Annotated in this window: 20 protein-coding genes and 1 other RNA gene; 9 read left to right on the top strand and 12 right to left on the bottom strand. The window is 56.9% G+C overall.

Annotated elements, in window-relative coordinates:
- Positions 1–13 precede the first annotated feature (13 nt).
- The gene (locus ACFCXQ_RS13390) at positions 14–790 is read left to right on the top strand and encodes an SDR family NAD(P)-dependent oxidoreductase (RefSeq protein ID WP_379551396.1); all 777 of its coding nucleotides are present in this window, start codon (positions 14–16) and stop codon (positions 788–790) included.
- Positions 791–810: 20 nt separating this feature from the next.
- On the opposite strand, the gene typA is transcribed toward ACFCXQ_RS13390, so the two are convergent.
- The gene (gene typA / locus ACFCXQ_RS13385; protein ID WP_379551394.1) at positions 811–2,646 is read right to left on the bottom strand and encodes a translational GTPase TypA; all 1,836 of its coding nucleotides are present in this window, start codon (positions 2,644–2,646) and stop codon (positions 811–813) included.
- Between the two features lie 303 nt (positions 2,647–2,949).
- Here typA and ACFCXQ_RS13380 point away from each other — a divergent pair, with 303 nt between their 5' ends.
- Positions 2,950–5,526 carry a TonB-dependent receptor gene (locus tag ACFCXQ_RS13380; RefSeq protein WP_379551392.1) on the top strand — a complete coding sequence of 859 codons (2,577 nt, stop codon included), beginning with the start codon at positions 2,950–2,952 and terminating at the stop codon, positions 5,524–5,526.
- A 138-nt stretch (positions 5,527–5,664) separates the two neighbouring features.
- On the opposite strand, the gene ACFCXQ_RS13375 is transcribed toward ACFCXQ_RS13380, so the two are convergent.
- From ACFCXQ_RS13375 to ACFCXQ_RS13365, 3 genes are read right to left on the bottom strand one after another with little or no spacing between them, the layout of a single operon-like run.
- Positions 5,665–6,090, bottom strand: a complete 426-nt coding sequence (locus ACFCXQ_RS13375; RefSeq protein WP_379551391.1) for a GNAT family N-acetyltransferase — start codon at positions 6,088–6,090, stop codon at positions 5,665–5,667.
- Between the two features lie 25 nt (positions 6,091–6,115).
- Positions 6,116–8,656, bottom strand: coding sequence for an ABC transporter permease (locus ACFCXQ_RS13370; RefSeq protein WP_379551389.1), 2,541 nt, complete (start codon positions 8,654–8,656; stop codon positions 6,116–6,118).
- Entirely contained in the window at positions 8,653–9,345 is a 693-nt protein-coding gene (locus ACFCXQ_RS13365) for an ABC transporter ATP-binding protein (RefSeq protein ID WP_379551387.1), read from the bottom strand. Before ACFCXQ_RS13365 ends, ACFCXQ_RS13370 begins: the two co-directional genes overlap by 4 nt.
- Before the next feature lie 53 nt (positions 9,346–9,398).
- Between ACFCXQ_RS13365 and ACFCXQ_RS13360 the strand changes: the two genes are divergently transcribed.
- A complete protein-coding gene (locus ACFCXQ_RS13360) occupies positions 9,399–10,112 on the top strand; it encodes an arylesterase (RefSeq protein ID WP_379551385.1) in 714 nt (237 codons plus the stop codon).
- On the opposite strand, the gene recF is transcribed toward ACFCXQ_RS13360, so the two are convergent.
- A complete protein-coding gene (gene recF / locus ACFCXQ_RS13355) occupies positions 10,099–11,181 on the bottom strand; it encodes a DNA replication/repair protein RecF (RefSeq protein ID WP_379551383.1) in 1,083 nt (360 codons plus the stop codon). The genes ACFCXQ_RS13360 and recF overlap by 14 nt on opposite strands.
- A gap of 226 nt (positions 11,182–11,407) precedes the next feature.
- Here recF and ACFCXQ_RS13350 point away from each other — a divergent pair, with 226 nt between their 5' ends.
- The 3 genes from ACFCXQ_RS13350 to ACFCXQ_RS13340 all read left to right on the top strand — a co-directional run bounded on the left by ACFCXQ_RS13350 (position 11,408) and on the right by ACFCXQ_RS13340 (position 12,042).
- Entirely contained in the window at positions 11,408–11,521 is a 114-nt protein-coding gene (locus tag ACFCXQ_RS13350; protein ID WP_379551381.1) for a recombination protein F, read from the top strand.
- Between the two features lie 42 nt (positions 11,522–11,563).
- Complete coding sequence (locus ACFCXQ_RS13345; protein ID WP_379551379.1) at positions 11,564–11,677, top strand: recombination protein F; 114 nt, start codon at positions 11,564–11,566, stop codon at positions 11,675–11,677.
- 149 nt (positions 11,678–11,826) lie between these two features.
- Positions 11,827–12,042, top strand: coding sequence for a PspC domain-containing protein (locus ACFCXQ_RS13340; protein ID WP_379551377.1), 216 nt, complete (start codon positions 11,827–11,829; stop codon positions 12,040–12,042).
- A 173-nt stretch (positions 12,043–12,215) separates the two neighbouring features.
- On the opposite strand, the gene ACFCXQ_RS13335 is transcribed toward ACFCXQ_RS13340, so the two are convergent.
- The 6 genes from ACFCXQ_RS13335 to ACFCXQ_RS13310 are packed head-to-tail and all read right to left on the bottom strand — an operon-like array spanning position 12,216 to position 16,455.
- On the bottom strand, positions 12,216–12,998 hold the full coding sequence (locus ACFCXQ_RS13335; protein ID WP_379551375.1) for an SDR family oxidoreductase: 783 nt from the start codon (positions 12,996–12,998) through the stop codon (positions 12,216–12,218).
- A gap of 3 nt (positions 12,999–13,001) precedes the next feature.
- Positions 13,002–13,559, bottom strand: a complete 558-nt coding sequence (locus tag ACFCXQ_RS13330; protein ID WP_379551373.1) for an NUDIX hydrolase — start codon at positions 13,557–13,559, stop codon at positions 13,002–13,004.
- On the bottom strand, positions 13,559–14,233 hold the full coding sequence (locus ACFCXQ_RS13325) for a TPM domain-containing protein (protein WP_379551371.1): 675 nt from the start codon (positions 14,231–14,233) through the stop codon (positions 13,559–13,561). The genes ACFCXQ_RS13330 and ACFCXQ_RS13325 overlap by 1 nt, the downstream gene beginning before the upstream one ends.
- A gap of 16 nt (positions 14,234–14,249) precedes the next feature.
- Positions 14,250–15,035 carry a TPM domain-containing protein gene (locus ACFCXQ_RS13320; protein ID WP_379554668.1) on the bottom strand — a complete coding sequence of 262 codons (786 nt, stop codon included), beginning with the start codon at positions 15,033–15,035 and terminating at the stop codon, positions 14,250–14,252.
- 29 nt (positions 15,036–15,064) lie between these two features.
- Positions 15,065–15,850 (bottom strand): TPM domain-containing protein, encoded by a 786-nt coding sequence (locus ACFCXQ_RS13315; protein WP_379551369.1) that lies wholly within the window; start codon positions 15,848–15,850, stop codon positions 15,065–15,067.
- Positions 15,851–15,852: 2 nt separating this feature from the next.
- On the bottom strand, positions 15,853–16,455 hold the full coding sequence (locus ACFCXQ_RS13310; protein ID WP_379551367.1) for a LemA family protein: 603 nt from the start codon (positions 16,453–16,455) through the stop codon (positions 15,853–15,855).
- A 137-nt stretch (positions 16,456–16,592) separates the two neighbouring features.
- On the opposite strand from ACFCXQ_RS13310, the gene mscL reads away from it, so the two are divergent.
- From mscL to ssrA, 3 genes are all read left to right on the top strand, one after another.
- Positions 16,593–17,018, top strand: coding sequence for a large conductance mechanosensitive channel protein MscL (mscL, locus tag ACFCXQ_RS13305; RefSeq protein ID WP_379551365.1), 426 nt, complete (start codon positions 16,593–16,595; stop codon positions 17,016–17,018).
- 164 nt (positions 17,019–17,182) lie between these two features.
- Positions 17,183–17,575, top strand: coding sequence for a CPBP family intramembrane glutamic endopeptidase (locus ACFCXQ_RS13300; RefSeq protein ID WP_379551363.1), 393 nt, complete (start codon positions 17,183–17,185; stop codon positions 17,573–17,575).
- Between the two features lie 25 nt (positions 17,576–17,600).
- Positions 17,601–17,942, top strand: a transfer-messenger RNA (tmRNA) gene (gene ssrA, locus ACFCXQ_RS13295).
- 45 nt (positions 17,943–17,987) lie between these two features.
- Here the strand turns inward: ssrA and ACFCXQ_RS13290 are convergent.
- Positions 17,988–18,692 (bottom strand): hypothetical protein, encoded by a 705-nt coding sequence (locus ACFCXQ_RS13290; protein ID WP_379551361.1) that lies wholly within the window; start codon positions 18,690–18,692, stop codon positions 17,988–17,990.
- Between the last annotated feature and the right edge of the window lie 34 nt (positions 18,693–18,726).

Raw genomic sequence — 18,726 nt, 5'->3', positions numbered from 1 at the left:
TGGAGCATTTACTATGACCAACACACATCGTTTCACCGGAAAAACCGTAATTGTCACAGGCTCATCCATGGGCATCGGTGAGGCGATTGCCCGGCGCTTCCATGGGGAAGGCGCGAATGTTGTTCTTAACTCACGCAAGGCAGAGGATTGCGAGAAGATCGCAGCCTCGCTTGGCGGTGAGCGGGTGCTGGTTGTGCCTGGCGACGTCTCGTCCTCAGCCTTTGCGACCGAGATGATGGACAAGACGATCGAAGCGTTTGGCGGCATCGATGTGCTCGTCAACAATGCGGGCGTGGGGCGCTCTGGCCGCATCCTCGACGCTGATGACGCCTTTATCGACACGATCATCGACATCAATCTGAAGGGCTTGCTTTACATGAGCCGTGAAGCGATCCCGCACTTGCTCAGGACGGGCGGTAACATCGTCAACATCTCCAGCGTTTCGGGGCTGGGCGGTGATTGGGGGCTAGGCGTCTATAATGCCAGCAAAGGCGGCGTCTGCAATCTGACGCGCGCGATGGCCCTTGAACTGGGCGGGCAAGGTGTGCGGGTTAACTGCATCTGTCCGTCAATGACCCGCTCGGATATGACAAAGGGTGCTACCGAAAACGAGGGCGCTATGAAGATGCTGGCCAATCGCATGCCGCTTGGCCGCGCTGCCGAGCCGGACGAGATTGCGGGCCCCACGCTCTTTCTTGCCAGCGACGACGCAGTGTTCGTCAACGGTGTGAACCTGCCAGTGGACGGCGGGGTCAACGCATCAAACGGCCAGCCGAACTTTTTCGGCTAGCCGCTATGCTGTGCCGGCGCTTAAGCGTCAGCGGCGCGTCGCTTTGCCTTCTTACGCTCATGTGGGCACAGAAGCGTCTTGCGCAGGCGGATGTTCTGCGGCGTAACCTCGACCATTTCATCATCGTCGATGTAAGCGATTGCTTGCTCGAGCGTCATAACGCGCGGCGGGGTGAGGCGAATAGCGTCATCCTTGCCGGATGAGCGGAAGTTGGTGAGCTGCTTTGATTTCAGCGGGTTGACTTCGAGATCTTCCGGCTTGGCATTTTCACCAATGATGATGCCCTCATAGATTTTCGCGCCGCCGCCGATGAACAGCTCGCCGCGTTCCTCCAGAGCAAACAGCGCATAGGCCGTTGCCTCACCGTCTGCATTGGACAGGATCACACCATTCTGCCGTCCACCAACCGCGCCTTTGTAAGGGCCGTATTTCTCGAACAGGCGGTTCATAATGCCGGTGCCGCGCGTGTCGGACAAGAATTCTCCGTGATAGCCGATTAGGCCGCGCGACGGCGCTGAGAAGGTGATGCGGGTCTTGCCGCTGCCCGATGGGCGCATGTCAACCAGCTCGGCTTTGCGGATCTGCATCTTCTCAACAACGGTGCCAGAATGCTCGTCATCAACGTCGATTACGACGGTTTCATAAGGCTCAAGGCGCTCACCGTTTTCTTCGCGGAACAGCACGCGCGGGCGCGAAATGCCAAGCTCAAAGCCTTCACGGCGCATGGTTTCGATCAGCACGCCGAGTTGTAGCTCGCCTCGGCCAGCAACTTCAAAGCTGTCCTTGTCATCGCTTTCGGTGATGCGGATGGCGACATTGGTTTCCGCCTCACGCAGCAAACGATCACGGATCATGCGGCTGGTGACCTTGTCACCCTCGCGGCCTGCAAGGGGGCTGTCATTAACAGAGAAACGCATCGCCAGTGTTGGCGGATCAATTGGCTGGGCCGGGATTGCTTCAGTCACCGATGGATCAGCGATCGTGTTGGCAACCGTCGCTTTTTCCAGGCCTGCCAAGGCGATGATGTCTCCAGCCTTCGCGCTTTCCACAGGCACGCGGTCCAGCCCGTCAAAACTCATCAGCTTGGTCGCGCGGCCTGTTTCAATCACATTACCATCCGCATCAATCGCACGGATCGGGTCGTTGATGTTGACCGTGCCTGATTGCACACGGCCCGTGAGCACGCGTCCCATAAAGTTGTCGCGATCGAGCAGTGTCGCAAGGAAGCTGAACGGGCCATCAGTGTCGAGGCCCGGTGCAGGCACATGGTTCACAATCAGATCAAACAGCGGCTCCAAATTGCCCTCACGTGCACCAGCGTCTTCGCTGGCATAACCATCGCGGCCACTGGCCCACAAGGATGGGAAGTCAAGTTGTTCGTCATTGGCATCAAGACTGAGGAAAAGTTCAAAACACTCGTCGAGCACTTCGTCAGGGCGGGCATCGCTCCGGTCGATCTTGTTGACGACGACGATCGGCTTAAGACCCAGCGCTAGAGCCTTACCGGTCACGAATTTGGTTTGCGGCATTGGACCTTCAGCGGCATCAACCAGCAGGATAACCCCATCGACCATGCTGAGAATGCGCTCAACCTCGGCGCCGAAATCGGCGTGGCCCGGGGTGTCGACGATGTTGATCCTCGTGGTTTCGCCGCCGTGCTCCCATTCAACGCTGGTGCATTTGGCGAGAATGGTGATGCCGCGTTCTTTTTCGAGATCGCCGGAGTCCATCGCGCGCTCTTCGACGCGTTGGTTCTCGCGGAACGTGCCGGATTGCCGGAAAAGCTGGTCAACCAGCGTGGTTTTTCCGTGATCGACGTGAGCGATGATCGCGACATTTCGGAGCGCGTTAGACATGGGTTTTGGGCTTTCGAATAGGTGTGCAAGCGTTGTGTGCTTGGGTATGCGAGGCCCCCTAGCGCAGATGCTGCATTGCGGCAAGGTGGACACTGAGAGGTATGACTTCGCATTGCATTGCTGCGAAAGGCACGGTTTCCCTAGAGGAAGGTGTGACTAGAAAACCACAATCCAGGCGCCGACCTAGTAGCCGCACCCGCTGACGCTTGAGCGATCCGCCTGCGATATCTAAAATCAGCGCCATAGGGGTAGGAGAGCCCCGTATAAAACGAAAACAATGAGAGACTAGTGAGAGGAATTTTCATGCGTTTTACCGATTCAGGTCGTTCGACTGTCTTGCGCGCTTCGCTTTTGGCGACTGCCGCATCTTTGGCACTGCCCAGCATAGCATCCGCCCAGGAAGCGGAAGCTGATGCCGCCGAAGAGGCTTTTGACACCAGCAACACCATCATCGTTACTGCGTCCAAGCGTGAGCAAACACTTCAAGAGACGCCGATTTCGGTTTCGGTAACTAGCGGTGAAACCTTAGAGGCTGCGCAAATCCGCGACGTTCTCGACCTCCAGACGGTCACTCCATCGCTGCGCGTCAGCCAGCTTCAAACTGCTTCCGCATCGACCTTCATTATCCGCGGTTTCGGTAATGGCGATAACAACTTTGGTATTGAGCCATCCGTTGGTGTCTTCATTGATGGCGTATTTCGGTCGCGCTCTGCAGGTGCACTTTCCGACCTTCCGAACGTTCAGCGCATTGAGGTTTTGAACGGACCGCAATCGACACTGTTCGGTAAGAACGCTTCCGCCGGTGTTATCTCAGTTGTGACGCGCGAGCCGCAGTTTGAGTTTGGCGGCTCAGTTGAAGCGACTTATGGTAACTTCAACGCCGTAACACTTAAAGGTGACGTAACCGGGCCGATTACCGATAACATCGCTTTCTCCCTCGACGGAAGCTACAACCGCCGCGATGGTTACGGCACGATTGTCAATCTCGATGAAGAGATTAATGATCGTAACCGTTACTCGGTTCGTGGTCAGCTCTTGATCGAACCGACGCCGGATTTCCGCATTCGCGCAATTGCCGATTATTCGAGCATTGATGAGGTGTGTTGCACCGTCGGCACTGTTGTAGCTGGGCCGACTGTCCCTGGCATTTTCGCCGTGGGCGGCAATCTCAGCACTGATGTTTTTGCGCGTGAAGTTTTCCTGAACTTTGTTCCGGAAAACGAAGTCGATAACTACGGCGCTTCTATCCAGATGGATTATCAGGCTGGCCCAATTAGTATCACTTCTATCACGTCTTATCGCGAGCTTGAGAACAGCTTCCTGACAGACATTGATTTCACGAGTGCGGATATTGCCACTGAAACCCGAGCTCAGGACGTCGAGACATTCACGCAGGAACTTCGATTTGCTTCGGATTTCGACGGCCCGATTAACTTCCTGCTTGGCGGTTACTATTTCGATGAATCGATCAGCCAGGACAGCGCCATCCAAAACGGCAGCCAGATCCGGAATTTCTTTGAGATTTTAGCTGGCGAAGATCCTGTCGCTGTTCTGACCGGTCAGCCGACCTTGTTCAACGGGTTGGAAGCCAATTTCGGATTCCCGCAGGAGAGCATTTTTTCTACGCCGCTTTTGACGCAAGAAACGTTTGCAATGGACAACACCTCTTGGTCGATCTTCGGCACGGTCGATTTCGAGCCGATTGATGGTTTGGTCTTCACCCTCGGCGGTAACTATACTGACGATTCCAAAGACTTTGCGCTCAGTCAAACCAGTTTCGATCCATTGGCTCAGGTTAACTTTGTCGATGCGTTCATCACCGGCGCGACAATGGGGGCGGTCACCAATCGTGATGAATTCCAGGCATTGCCTCAAGCAAACCAGGATGCGCTTCTCGCTGCAGCGACGGACCCGGCGGTCAACCCGCTCCTGGGGCTTGCCGGTTTCCAATTCCAACCGCCATTCCTGAACTTCCCAAATGCGGTTGAGCCTGGCCAAACACGCGATGATAAGTTCACATATCTGGCGCGCGCATCGTATCAAGTGTCGAACGAAGTGAACGTCTATGCCAGCTATGCCACTGGCTTCAAGGCGAGCTCTGTCAATCTGTCGCGTGACAGCCGCCCATCCAATACCGACTTCCTGGCGGGACCGGGCGGCTCGACCTTTGCTGCGCCGGATTCGGCGATCATCAATGCCGGGCTGCAAACGCCAAACCTGCGTTCAGGTTCGCGCTTTGCTGGACCGGAAGAGGCTGAAGTTTACGAGATTGGTGTAAAGGCCCAATGGCCTGGCTTTGGTTTCAACCTGGCGCTGTTCGACCAAACGATCGAAGGCTTCCAGAGCTTTGCCTTCACAGGCACCGGCTTCGCGCTACGTAACGCAGGTCAACAATCGGTTCAGGGCTTTGAGTTTGATGCGACGATCATTCCGACCGATGGTTTGGTCCTAACTTTTGCTATGACCCATCTCGATCCGCTGTTCGATGATTTTCCAGGTAGTGTGCTGGGCGATCTGACCGGGGTCACACCAGCTGGCATTCCGAGCATAGCCATTTCGACAGCGGCGACTTACACGCATGAGTGGGATAATGGCACGTCGCTGCTAACGCGTATCGACTACAATCATGAGAGCAATACGGCGATTAACAATGGTCTGCCGACGTTTGGGCCGAACAACTTCGAGCGCGAAGTTAATTTGGTGAACGCATCGGTCACCTTGCGTCTCAACAACGGCATCGAAGTGGGTGCGTTTGCGCGTAACCTGCTTGATGACGAGTTCATCACCACAGTCTTTGACGGTGTTGCACAGGCCGGCACAGTTTCGGGTTACCCGAACCAGCCGCGCACATATGGCGGCGTGGTTCGCTTCAAGTTCTGATCCCAAAAAGATCAGCATCTGATATTGGGAAGGGGCTCGCAGCGATGCGGGTCCCTTTTTCCTTGTGTGATTACCTGCTCGTTTACGGCAAGGTAGCTGTTACAGAGCTTTGCGAAAGATCACTTTGTCATCGCCAGCTTAATAGTAGTCTCTGATAAGAGCCTCACGGTCATAGCCAAGCATGTCATAGAACCCGCGAGTGCGTTCAAACGTGCTAGTTCCTGATGTCTCGACCAGCAGGATGCGAACACCTTCTTGCGCGAGCTCGGTTTCGACATGGCGCATCAGCGCAGTACCAACTCCGGCACCATGCTGATCTGGATCAACGGCGATCAGCAAGAGATTCCAAGTGCCGTCGGTGAGTTGCTCTGGAACGTAATATGCGACCGCGGAAACACCGCTTTTCTCGTAGACGATCCAGCGATGAGCATTGGTATCGCCCTCGAAATAGGGCGCGGTCATCTCGGGGAGCATCTCAGATGGAAACATGTCCGTGGCGTCGACGAGATGGCCTACACGGTCGAGGTCGCCGCGCTGCATGGGGCGGATAGAAGGGGCTGTCATGTACTCTGATCTCTCTGCTTAGTCGCTATAGCGCCCGGAGAGCCTGTGCAGGTTTCGCTCTCAGCAGAGGTAGCGAGCCGCCTAGTGCAAAACTAAAGACGACCAGCAGTCCGACACCCAACACGGCGAAAACTTCGCCCCAATTGGGTAGCCAGTCAAATTCGAACATTTGCGTGACGACGAGCCATGCGAGTACGCTTCCGAGAACGAGAGCGACAATCGCCAGCGCGCTCGCCAGCAAGGCGTATTCGATGAGCTGCATCAACAGCACTTGCTTGCGGTCAGCACCCAGCACACGCATCACAACGGTGTCATAAGTTCGCGCTGCCCGCGCTGCGGCAATCGCGCCGAGCAGAACCGCAAGACCTGCCAAAACAGCAACGCTTGCGGCAGCTAATGTGGCGAGACCGACTTGCTCAAGAATGGTCCGAGCCTGCACCAGCACATTGCCGACTTCGATCACCGAGGCTGAGGGGAACTCGCGCACGAGCCCTTGCAGCAGCGGCGCGGTTGGCGCGCCCTCGGGCAAGTCGATTGTTGCGGCGAGATTATGCGGTGTATCGGCCAATGCATTGGGGCTGAGAACAAAGACGTAATTGAAGCCCATCGTCTCCCAATCGATCCGCCGCAGGTTCGCGATGCGAGCAGTCTTTTCAACGCCCAATATGCCGAAGGTGAGCATATCGCCGATCTGTAAGTCAGCTGCCTCGGCAAACTCCGCATCAATGGAAACGAGTGGCTCGCCCGCATAGTTAGCGCCCCACCATTCGCCATCGGTCAGGACATTGCCCGGAGGCACCTCGTCCGCATAGGTAAGGCCGCGTTCCCCGCGCAGGGCCCAAGCGCCTTCGGGGAGCTCTTCCAGCTCTGCAGTCACTTGCATCGAGCCTTCTTCGCCAAAAGCCAGCACAGACCCGCGCAATGCGGGGACGGTACGAACCGTGGAACCTTCCTCAACTTCGTTCACTAACTGCTCGAACCGGTCGATCCCATCGCGCGGGATGTCGAGCACGAAATAGTCCGGCGCCTCATTGGGCACACGGCTCTGGATATTGCCGTCAAGTGCGGATTGGATCGCAGCCAGCAAAACGAATGCAGCAAGGCCAAAACCCAAAGCGGTGACCAGAGCGCCGGTCGATGAACCGGGGCGGTGCAAATTTGCGAGCGCATTGCGCACAATCGGGCTGCTCGGGCGCGGCACAGCAGCGGCTGCCTTGCGAATGCCAAGGCCCAGCAATGCGAGTAGGCCAAGCGTGCCGGCCGCGCCGAGGAGGAACATGCCCGATAGAAGGAGTTGGCTGGCGGTGATGAGCGCCAGTGCGACGATTGCAGAGAGGCCCGCACCTACGACGAGCAGCGCCTGCTTATCCTGCGCCAATGGGGCGACGCGTGCGCGCATCAGTGCCATTGCGGGGAAGTGGCGCGCGCGCATCAAGGGAGGTGCGGCGAAAACCAGCGCGACGAGCAAACCATAAGCGAGCGCAACGAGAAGGGCGAGCGGGTCAAACACAAACCCGCCTTCGACCGGCAAGAGGCCTTGCAATGCGGCGCCGAGCAGGGGCGTTATGGCGACACCAACGATAAGACCAGCAATGCTACCGACCATCGCCGCAGCGCCGATTTGCAGCGCGTAGATCCGCGCAATATCACGGCTGGTTGCGCCAAGAATTTTCAAGGTGGCAATCGCCTTGCGGCGCGCCTCCAGATACGATGTGACGCCGCCGCCAATCCCAATCCCGGCGATGACCAATGCGGCCAGACCGACCAGCGTCAAAAACTCGCTCATGCGGCTGACGAAGCGATCTGCTCCCGGCGAGGCGCGGTCGCGCGTGCGGAAATCAAACCCTGTTGAGGGGAAGCGTTCCTCGATCTCGTCGCGCACTTCCTGAGGGTCGCGTCCGGGATTGTCGAAAGCGATGCGGGTCTTGCTTTCATACATGGAGCCCGGCGCAATCAGCCCCGCGCGCTCAGGTGTATCTTCACCGACGATGACCGTTGGCCCCAGTTGAAATCCTTCGCTGAGCTTATCGGGTTCGGTGGCAATGATACCGCCGACGATCAGCTCGAGCGTGCCAATCGATATGACATCGCCCACGTTGACGCCCAGCCGGTCAATCGCGCCTTGATCAAGCCATGCCTCATCATCTGCAGGTTTGCCGACGGTGCGCCCATCCTTGAGCGTCAGCGCGCCATAAAGCGGATAGGCCGCGTCGACCGCTTTCAGGCCAATCGGCGCGGCCTGATCGCCTTTGCGCGCCATCGCTTGCAGGCGGAAGCCTGCCGATAGCTCGCCATATTCACCCAGCGAGACGCGCTCTTCGTCATTAAGCGGGCGCTGCCACAGCTCGACCTCCAGATCACCGCCAAGCAATTCCTGCCCGCGATTGGCAAGCTCGTTCTCAATCGCCGAGGTGAGCGTGCCGATAGCGGCCAATGCGCCAGTGCCAAGGAACAGGCAGACAAGCAGCAAACGCAGCCCGCGAAAACGCGTGTTGAGATCACGCCGCGCGATGGTCCATGCTTCGCCCCACGTCATGCCAGGTCCAGTTGCGTCAACCGCGCTCATTGGGAGGTGTCATCGCTAGCAATGCGACCATCTTCCATCCGCAAAACGCGCCCGCAATGTTCGGCGAGTTCGGGGTCATGTGTGATCACGAGCAAGGTAGCGCCGGTCTGTTCGCGCCGACCAAACAACAATTCGACAATCTCATGGCCGGTCGAGGCGTCGAGATTACCAGTGGGTTCATCGGCAAAAATCAGGTCAGGGCGGGGCGCAATCGCGCGGGCAATGGCCACGCGCTGCTGCTCGCCGCCCGAAAGCTGCTGAGGGTAATGGTCCAGCCGGTGGCCGAGGCCAACAGCTTCCAGTTCTTCTCTGGCGCGGGCTTGTGCATCGGGTTCGCCGGACAATTCCATCGGTGTCGCAACATTTTCGAGCGCAGTCATGGTGGGCAGCAGGTGAAACGCCTGCAAAACAATGCCAATGCGGCCACGCCGTGCACGCGCCAGCGCGTCTTCATCCATGGCCGCAAAGTTCTGGCCCGCGACGCTCAGCGTGCCTCCACTGGCGCGTTCCAAACCGGACAAAACTGCCATCAGCGAGCTTTTACCTGAGCCCGAGGCGCCGAGCAGCGCTACGGTCTCGCCGCGCGCGATATCGAGGTCAATTCCGCGCAGGATATCGACTGGCGCAGCATCACTGCCGAGCGTTAGCGTGAGGTTATGAGCGGAAATTGCGGGTTGAGAATTTTTCACGTCGCTGCGATGGCATAGGGTAGAGGGTGGCACAAGGATACTCGCCGATGAGAATGCGTAGTTTATCGATACTGTTTTTCATGGGCGCGCTCGCCGGATGCGGCGGAGCGGCTGACCCTCAACCAAAACCTGAGGAGGAAATCCGTTCCGAACCTCAACCTGTTATGGGGCCGGAAAGAACGATTATGGCGTTCGGGAACAGCCTGTTCGCGGGATATGGCGTGGGCGAGGAGAACTCCTACCCGGCTCAACTGGAGGCGGCTCTGCGCGCGCAGGGTATCAACGCCAAGATGATCAACGCAGGAATATCGGGCGATACGACGGCTGCGGGTTTGCAGCGGCTTGCTTTCACGCTCGATGCGCAGGAGACCAAGCCTGAACTGCTTCTATTGGAGCTGGGTGGGAATGATTTGCTGCGCGGTCTGTCGCCCGATCAGACGCGCGCCAACTTTGTAGCTATGCTGGAAGAGCTGAAATCGCGCAAAATCCCGGTGCTGCTGATGGGGATGCGCGCACCGCCCAATTATGGCCCCGAATTTCAGGCTGAGTTTGACGCGCTCTACGGCGAGCTGGCCGAGGAATATGATGTCGGCCTTGTCCCGTTTTGGCTGGAAACGATTTATCAGCGCCCTGAACTTTTCCAGAATGACCGCATTCACCCGACGACAGAGGGGCTGAGCGAGCTGGTTGTTGCGACGAAGGATGCGGTTGTTGCAGCGCTGCCGGAATTGCCGGAAGACGCTGGCGCGGAGGCTAGCGCCGAGTAACGGCGCCGTCTTTCACATCCCAGACCGCTGCCTCGCCGCCTATGATGTCCGCAAAGGGAGCGGCTTCGGTGCCAGTCATCCAGACCTGAGCGCTACCTGCGCGCAGCCTGTCGAACAGAGCTGTGCGGCGGTCCGGGTCGAGATGTGCGGCAACTTCGTCCAATAGTAAGAGAGAAGCGCGGCCTTTTTCTGCCAGCGCCGCATGGGCGAGCGTCATCGCCAGCAGCAGCGCCTTTTGCTCTCCAGTGGAGCAGAGTGCGGCAGGCATGCGCTTGGCGGCATAGAGTACATCTAGCTCGTCACGGTGAGGGCCGGTCAGCGTGCGGCGTGCAGCTTGGTCTCCTGCGCGGCCATCATGCAGGGCTTGGCTCAGCTGATCAAAGCCCACGGGGCCGCCAGCCACATAAGTAAGGGCAGGGCGGGGAAATGGCTCCTCCCCCGTCTGCACCACTTGCGCCATCATCGCATCGACCAGCGCAGCGCGACCTTCTGCGAGCTTTGCGCCGTGCTCGGCCAATTGCGCCTCAATCGCATCCAGCCACCGCGCATCAGGCCGCTGATCATCGCTGAGCAGGCGGTTTCTTTCACGCAAGGCGCTCTCATACCGGCTCGCATGGCGCGCATGGTCAGGATTCAGAGCAAGCGCCAGCCTGTCCATATAGCGCCGTCGGTCCTGCGCTGACCCGGTAAATAGGCCATCCATTGCCGGGGTGAGCCAGCCAATCGCGAGCCATTCTCCCAATGCAATCGCGGGAGCATCGGCCGTGTTAATGCGAGTTTTGCGGCGGCTTGGATTCGCCGCCTCTGTATAGGTGCCAAGCCTGACCGGCTCGCCCTCACTGGTGAGCGACGCGCCTATTGCAAAGCCGCTGTTACCGTCAGCTTGCGCCATATCTGGCAGAGCCGCGCGTCTGAGCCCCCGACCGGGCGAGAGAAGCGAGAGCGCCTCCAGCACATTGGTTTTTCCTGCACCATTAGGCCCAATCAACAAGTTGAGCCGCGCGGTCCCATCGAGCGTGGTTTCGCTGTGATTGCGGAAGCGGGAAAGGGAGATGCTGGTGAGCGACATGAACGCAGCAGCGATAGCGTCAGAGCCTCGGGCAGGCCATATGTAAACTGATGTTTCTAAATATTGGCGTAAATTCCCAATCTTTCGGAATCATGAACAGGCGCTTCAGGCTGGAAATGCTTAAGAATGGCTGAATTCCGCGGTTTTTCGAGTTTGGCACGCTGATTGCAGTGTATGGGGCAAGCCGGAGACAAGCTTCGGTAAGACACACTGAAAGGACTACAAAATGGCTAACTTCATCGACAACCGCGCAATCGCAGCAATCTCAGCTTTCGCAGTATCAGCAATGTTCATGGCAGTTGCCATCGTTCCAGCAAGCCCAAGCGGCCTGATCGCTTAAGTTTTCAACCCAAACATCACTCTAAAACAAAGGAAATTCACAATGGCTAACTCACTTAACAACCGCGCATTCGCCGCAATCTCCGCTTTCGCAATCTCTGCAATGTTCATGGCAATGGCCATCATCCCTGCAAGCCCCAATGGCCTGATTGCCTGAGCTTACTACCTAAACACGAAAGGAAATCTGAAAATGTCACCCTTTGAGTTCAACAGCAGCAAGCTAGTCGCCGCAGTGTTCTCACTAGCCGTATCTGCTGCCGCAATGGCCTTCGCCATCGTCCCAGCCAGCCCCAATGGAGTAATCGCATGAACGACGTTCGTAACACTACCCCTGGCGGCCCACCATCAAACAAGTTTCGCCTTGATAAACATAATGGCAAATTGATGGGTGTGTGCTCAGGCATTGCTAACTACTTCGGCATTGACGCAACTCTGGTACGCCTCGGCTTGGTAGCCTCCGTCCTGATCGGATTTGGCACACCAATCCTCATCTACATCGCGATTGGTTTGATCGCGGATTGACCGTAGCGAACTCGAATAAGCGGAACCCGGTTTTGGACCAAAGATTTCGGGCCGCTACGGTAACGATCCACAACAAACCGGGAGGGGCCAAACGGCCCCTCTTTTGATTCAGGAGCGTTGTCAGAAAAAGTGGAAACCGGTTTTTCGGTTCGACAACGCGACCACAAGAAACTTCACATAGCGGAGATACCGCCATCCAGTTTCAGCTCAGCGCCAGTCATAAAGCGGCTCTCATCGCTCGCGAGATAGACCACCGCATTGGCGATATCATTGGGTTCGCCGACGAATTTGAGCGGGATCTGCCGCGCCAATTTGTCCATCAAAACGTCTTTGTCCAATGAGGCCGCCTTCGCAGTGCCATCGAGGATCGGCGTATCGACAAAGGTCGGGTGGATCGAGTTGCAGCGGATCTGCATGTTCTTTTTCGCGCAGTGCAGGGCGATCGATTTACTCAGCATCCAGACCGCTGCCTTGCTCGCGTTATAGGCGGGCATGGTGTCGCTGGCGATCAAGCCGGCGATTGAGCTGATATTGACGATCGAGCCCGGCGCGTGTTCACGCATTAGGGGCAAGGCCTTCTGACAGCCGTGAAAAATCGAATCCACATTGATCGCAAAGCAGCGCTGCCAATCGCCAAAGTCGCAGTCCTCAATATTGCCCGGCACGCCGATGCCCGCATTGTTCACCAGAACATTGAGCCCGCCCAAATGTTCGCGCGCTGCATCCACTGCCGTTTCCCACTGGATCGGGTCGGTTACATCATGCGCGATGGCAAAGGCAGTGTCGGCGCCTTGCGCTTCATTGATGAGCTTAGCGGTTTCCGCGGCGCCGACTCCGTTTAAGTCGGTGCACAGGATGCGCGCGCCTTCATCGGCAAGTCGCATTGAGTGCGCTCGGCCAAGGCCCTGCGCTGCGCCCGTTACCAATGCGAGCTTACCTGCCACGCGTCCTGCCATCTCTCACTCTCCTGCTAGTATTTTCTCTCCCAGCAGCATGAGCATGCGCACGTCGATCCCGCAACCTTGGTCGCGCTTTTGTGCGATAAAATCGGCAAGCTCGCCGAGAGCTACGCGGTGGACAGTGATGTTCTCGCTTTCAGTGCCGCCTCCTTCGTTGACTTTGGTCAGCTCGCTTGCCCGCACCAGAGTGAAGCTTTCAGAGACCATGCCGGGTGAGGAGAAGAACTCACCGCAATCCTCAAGCTTAGCTGCACGGTAGCCGGTTTCTTCCTCCAGCTCGCGGCCCGCAGCGATGAGATCGTCCTCACCCTCTCCGCCATCTTCGTCGCCGATTAGCCCTGCGGGAAGTTCTAGGCAATTGCGGCCCATCGGCACGCGATACTGCTCAACCAGCAACACGTGACCGTCTTCGACCGCGAGGATAACAGCGGCGCGGATATTGCGCGTACGCCCGACATATTCCCAGCGTCCGCGTACTTTGGCGACGACATATTTGCCCTGCCAGACAATGGTTTCTGGCGCCTCAGCGTCAGGGACGCCCATTTTTGTGGCCGCCATCAGACTTCGATCAACCTGTCAGGCAGCTCGTTTTGATCGTCTTCAGCACGCGGGAAGTGCTCAGAAAGCACTTTTCCGACATCGCGCACGCCTGCGGCCATGCCCTCGGCAATTTGGCCCTGCTTAATTTCGACCAGCATGTCGGCCATCGCCTCACCCCAGACCTCTGCGGGGACAAGCTTCGCGATCGGTTCATCGGCGACAATCTCAGCCCGATGCTCCTGCATCGACAGATAAATTAACACACCGGTGTGACCATGTGTTCGCCGCTCAGCACCAACCTTAAAATGCTTGATCGCCCGGGTGTGCACCCTGCTTGTTTTGACTGGGCCCGGTGTGAGGGCGAAACGCAAAGGATCCCAGCTGATCACGAGCCATGCCACAATAAAAGCGATCAGGCCCAAAGCGATCGTCATGCTTGCGAGCTCGCCCGTGGTCCACTCATGCATCCAGCCGCCAATGAGGCTGTCCCAAAGATTCATAAATGGTTGGGGGATCAGCGCGAATAGGCTCATCGCGGTGAAGGCAAGGGCAGCTGCCCAAACCAGCACTACGTCATTATATTCGTCCGAGCGATCTGCCAGAACGGTGACGATCTCACCGCTCGTGGTCAGCTCCGCCTCGGCAACCGCGTCAGAAACAATCTTGTGCTGGGCTTCGTTCAAATACGCCATTGTCTACTAATCCCTATTACCAGCCGCCGGAGGCGCCGCCGCCCCCGAAGCTTCCGCCACCGCCGCCGAAACCGCCACCAAAGCCACCGCCGCCGAAGCCGCCGCCTCCGCCGCCCCAGTCGTCGCCGCCTGACATCGCGCCGCGCACAATTGCCGAGCCCACTTCCCACAAGATGATGTCGCGCGCTGTGTCACCTGCGCCGCGATAACGCCGCTTGCGGCCACGGCCACGCATCATCGGCAGGATGAAGAAGAAGAACAGAAAGCCGATCCAGATAAATGCGCCGATGGGAAAGCCGCCTTCGCTCTGGCGCTGCTGGCCTGCTTCAGCGGCGATTTGCCGCGCTTGATCCTCGGGTAGGGCAAGCTGCGAGATAATTGCGTCAGTGCCCTCGGTGATGCCGCCGGGAAAATCACCCTCGCGAAAACGCGGCAGGATTGCATTCTGGATAATGAGCGAGGACAGCGCGTCGGTTAGATAACCTTCCAAGCCATAGCCAACCTCGATCCGCACCTTGCGGTCATTGGGCGCCACGATCAGCAGCGCGCCATCATTGCGCTCTGCATCACCAATGCCCCATGTGCGGCCCAGCTGATAGCCATAGTCAGCGATGTCATAGCCTTGCAGGTCGGGAATGGTGGTAACCACCAATTGCCTCTGCGACTGGGTTTCAAGAGCGGCCAGCTTCTGCTCCAGCAGCTGCTCCTCAGCGGGCGAAAGAATGTCCGCTGCATCAACCACGCGGCCCGTTAGTTCAGGGAATTGCTGCGCAGCCGCCGGGCTGCCCAGCGCCAGCGCCATCAACGCCAAAATGTGAAGGATGTATCTCACTACCAACTCCCGCTCGAGCCGCCGCCGCCAAAGGACCCGCCGCCGCCTGAAAAACTACTACTACTCGATGAACTACTGCTCCAAGATGAGCTAGACGAAGAATACGAGGAAACCGATGTTCCGCCCGCCGTTGTCCCTGTCCATCTGATGCGCTTCGGCCCAGTCGCTTTCATGGCCATCAGCGTTATGAAAATCACAAAACCGGGCATCATAAACAGCGCTGGCAAGACCCACATTGGAGCGCCTGAACCTACCTTGCTTTGCGCGACCAATTGCAATGCCTGATCGTCTGGTAATGCCAAATGCGTCACAATCGCGTCAGTCCCTGCGATAATCCCGGCTGGATAGTCATCGTCTCTAAAATGAGGGATGATCTCGCTCGAGATGATCCGCGATGAATAGGCATCGGTTAGAATACCCTCTAGGCCGTACCCTACCTCGATGCGGACCTTGCGTTCATTGGGGGCAACAATCAGCAGCGCGCCGTCATTGCGCTCTGCATCACCAATCCCCCAGCTGCGGCCCAGCTGATAACCAAAGTCGGCAATGTCATAGCCTTGCAGGTCGCTTATCGTGGTGACTACTAACTGACGCTGAGATTGCGTTTCCAACCCTGCAAGCTTCTGTTCCAGCTGTTCTTCATCAGCCGGCGAAAGAATGCCTGCTTGGTCGACCACACGGCCGGTCAGGTCCGGAAATTCTTGTGCGCCTGCTGGAGACATCATGGCTGGCGACGCGATGAGCGCCGCCAACATGATGATCAGGCCAAACAGACGATGTATCACCCTCAGTTTGACGTCAGGTCGAGCTCTGGAGCGACTTCTGCGCCTTCTGTTGCCGCCTCATATGGGGCGAGCGGCTCAGCGCCGTGAATGATATTCGCGCCGATCGTGTCGGGGAAGGTGCGGATCGTAGTATTATACTGGCGCACAGACTCGTTGTAATCGCGCAGAGCAACAGCAATGCGGTTCTCGGTGCCTTCCAACTGGCTTTGCAGCGCAAGGTAGTTCTGGTTCGACTGGATTTGCGGATAAGCCTCAAAACTTGCGAGCAAGCGGCCGAGCCCTTGGCCCAGTTGGCCTTGTGCTTGTGCAAACTCTGCCATCTTGTCAGGATCGCCCAGATCGGCGCCATCAATGTTTATCGCAGTTGCGCGGGCGCGGGCCTCGGTCACTTCGGTTAGGATCGCGCGCTCGTTCTCGGCAGCACCCTGAGCGACCTCTACGAGATTGGGGATGAGGTTCGCACGGCGTTGAAACTGCGCTTCAACATCGGCCCATTTTGCCTTCGCATTCTCTTCAGCGGCTGGAACCGAATTAATCCCGCATGCGGACAATGAGAGCGCTGCGGCGGCGATGATAGATGTACGAAATGCAACAAAAGGTTTCATGTTGATCCTTCCCCTTGGAAATACTGTCTTACTTAGATAGCACGGCCTCGCTCTGTTTCAAGGTTAACAGGGGGTTGTGACCGTCAACAGGCCGTGCCAATAGGCGTCTCGGAACTAAAGGGTTGTGGGAGATTTAAATGCTTAGTGAATTCAAGGACTTTATTGCCAAGGGCAATGTTATGGAGCTTGCGGTCGCGGTGATTATCGCGGGCGCATTCGCGGTAATCGTGGCATCGCTGACAGATGATATGATCATGCCGATCGTTGGTATGATCTTTGGCGATGTTGATTTCAGCAGCAAATACACCGTGCTTTCTGGTGCTGAGCTGGTTGAACCGGGTATGAGCCTGGAAGCTGCACGTGAAGCGGGCGCAAATGTGCTGGCGTGGGGTTCGTTTGTGACCTCGATCATAAACTTCCTGATCCTGGCATTCATCATCTTCATGCTGGTGCGTTATGCGACGAAGCTGCAGGAGCGGATGGAAGAGCCAAAGGTTGAAGAAGAAGCTGGTCCAAGCGAGATTGATCTGCTGACCGAAATCCGCGACGCACTGAAGAAGTAGTTTCGCGAGCCTAAAAAGAGCCGCTCGTCCTGCAAGGCGCAGGGCGGGCGGTTTTCTTTGGGCGGGCTCTGGGTTTCCGCTGGCCGGAAGGCTGGCTTCGAACGCTTCTGCTGTCTGTAGCGGTATTTCTGGCTTTTCTCGCCACGGCGGGTTTGAGTAGCGCCTTGGCCGATATTTGGTTTGAGGATATCGGGGCAAGCGGCAGATTCGATTTCGTAAGAGGGGATTTTCCAGCATATCTTATGGTCATGGGATTGGTCTGGACTCACGGCTCTTTCTTCGAAGAACTCCTGTTCAGAGCCTTCATTATCTCAAATTTGATCGATGTGATGGGGCAGGGCCGATGGGTGTCTATTGTTGCCGTGGTCATAGCTGCGATCTTCTTCGGATATCGCCATCTCTACTACCAAGGGATGCACGGGGCATTGGTGACCGGGTGCATCGGCTTGGTGTTTGGTTTGATCTACCTCAAGCTTAGAAACTCGACGATCTTGCCCTTGATAATAGTCCATGGTCTGGCGAACTCCATCTCTCAGACAACGCGGTTTCTCGGGTAGCGCAAAACAAGCGCTCAAAACGCGCTCACTTCCCATTAAGCGTTTCATCGCTATATAGGGCGTGTTGGGCAACCGACTATGGCGATAAATGATGCTGTGTAATAGGCACAACGGACCCGGGGGCAGTACCCGGCGGCTCCACCATAACCTGCTGTATCTTAGCAGTTTTTGACGGGGCCGAACTAGGATCGACGTGTGTTGAAAGGCAGTGTTTTTGCCCGGGCTGAAAACCCCGTAAAACTGTTCACCTTTATAAGTGCTAACGATAACGACGCACTCGCAATCGCAGCGTAATGTGACGGCCTAACGGCCTGAATTTGCAAAGCTAAAGCGCGGTTGGACCCACCGGGCAACAGAAGCGGATACCGGGGCTCCGAGGGTAGCTAGCAACAGAAACCCTCACCTTTTCAGCCTAAGCGCCATACTGTGATTTTATCTCGTCCCAGGGCGCCTCCAGCCAAGTCTCATCTTCCGGCCAGTCTTTCGGATTTAGATCAAGTGGTAAAGCCCTGGGTTTCCGCCGCTTTTCAGACAGGCAAGTGTAAAGATACTCATTCAAGTGTCTGAAGTGGACCATTCGCATCTCGTGTGAGATTGCAAAGTCCGTCCTCCGCGATTCTCCCTTGCCATCAGTGTCTGCGCTTTCGTAGTCATAACGCACTCTCACTCGGCCATCTTTCAATTTCATCAGGTATATGCGCATGTGGTGTTCAGGCTCTTCGAGGCTCATTATCTCCTCTATCCTGAAATGCATCTCGTCGACCTCGTTTTCGGCAAACTCTTTGGATAGATTAGCCATTGTTTTCTGGAATGATCGCTTTGTCTGCCAGATGTCGAGCGCGAGAAGATAGGCAGTATAGCTGATTGCGAGAGCGCATATCGTATAGACACCACCCTCAACTAACTGATCTTCATGCCATGGCAGCCCATCGAGTCTTCCGGTCAGACGCCAAATAACGATCCAGATGACCGAGGGAATTCCGGCTAAGCATAAACCTGCCCACCCGAAAGTTAGCAAAAGTTCTGGAAGGTGCAGCTTGTATTCGTCGAGCTCGTCTCTCTTCTTAAGAAGATAATCTCGTTCGTCGTTTTCAAGAGGGCGGGCCGATAAAGTCACGCAAGATCACCAAATATTCGTTCTAGGTGATCTC

This window comes from Qipengyuania rhodophyticola (assembly GCF_042493225.1).
Lineage (GTDB): Bacteria > Pseudomonadota > Alphaproteobacteria > Sphingomonadales > Sphingomonadaceae > Erythrobacter.
Note: the sequence above shows the minus strand (reverse complement) of the source record. Positions and strands in the feature narration are given on the sequence as shown.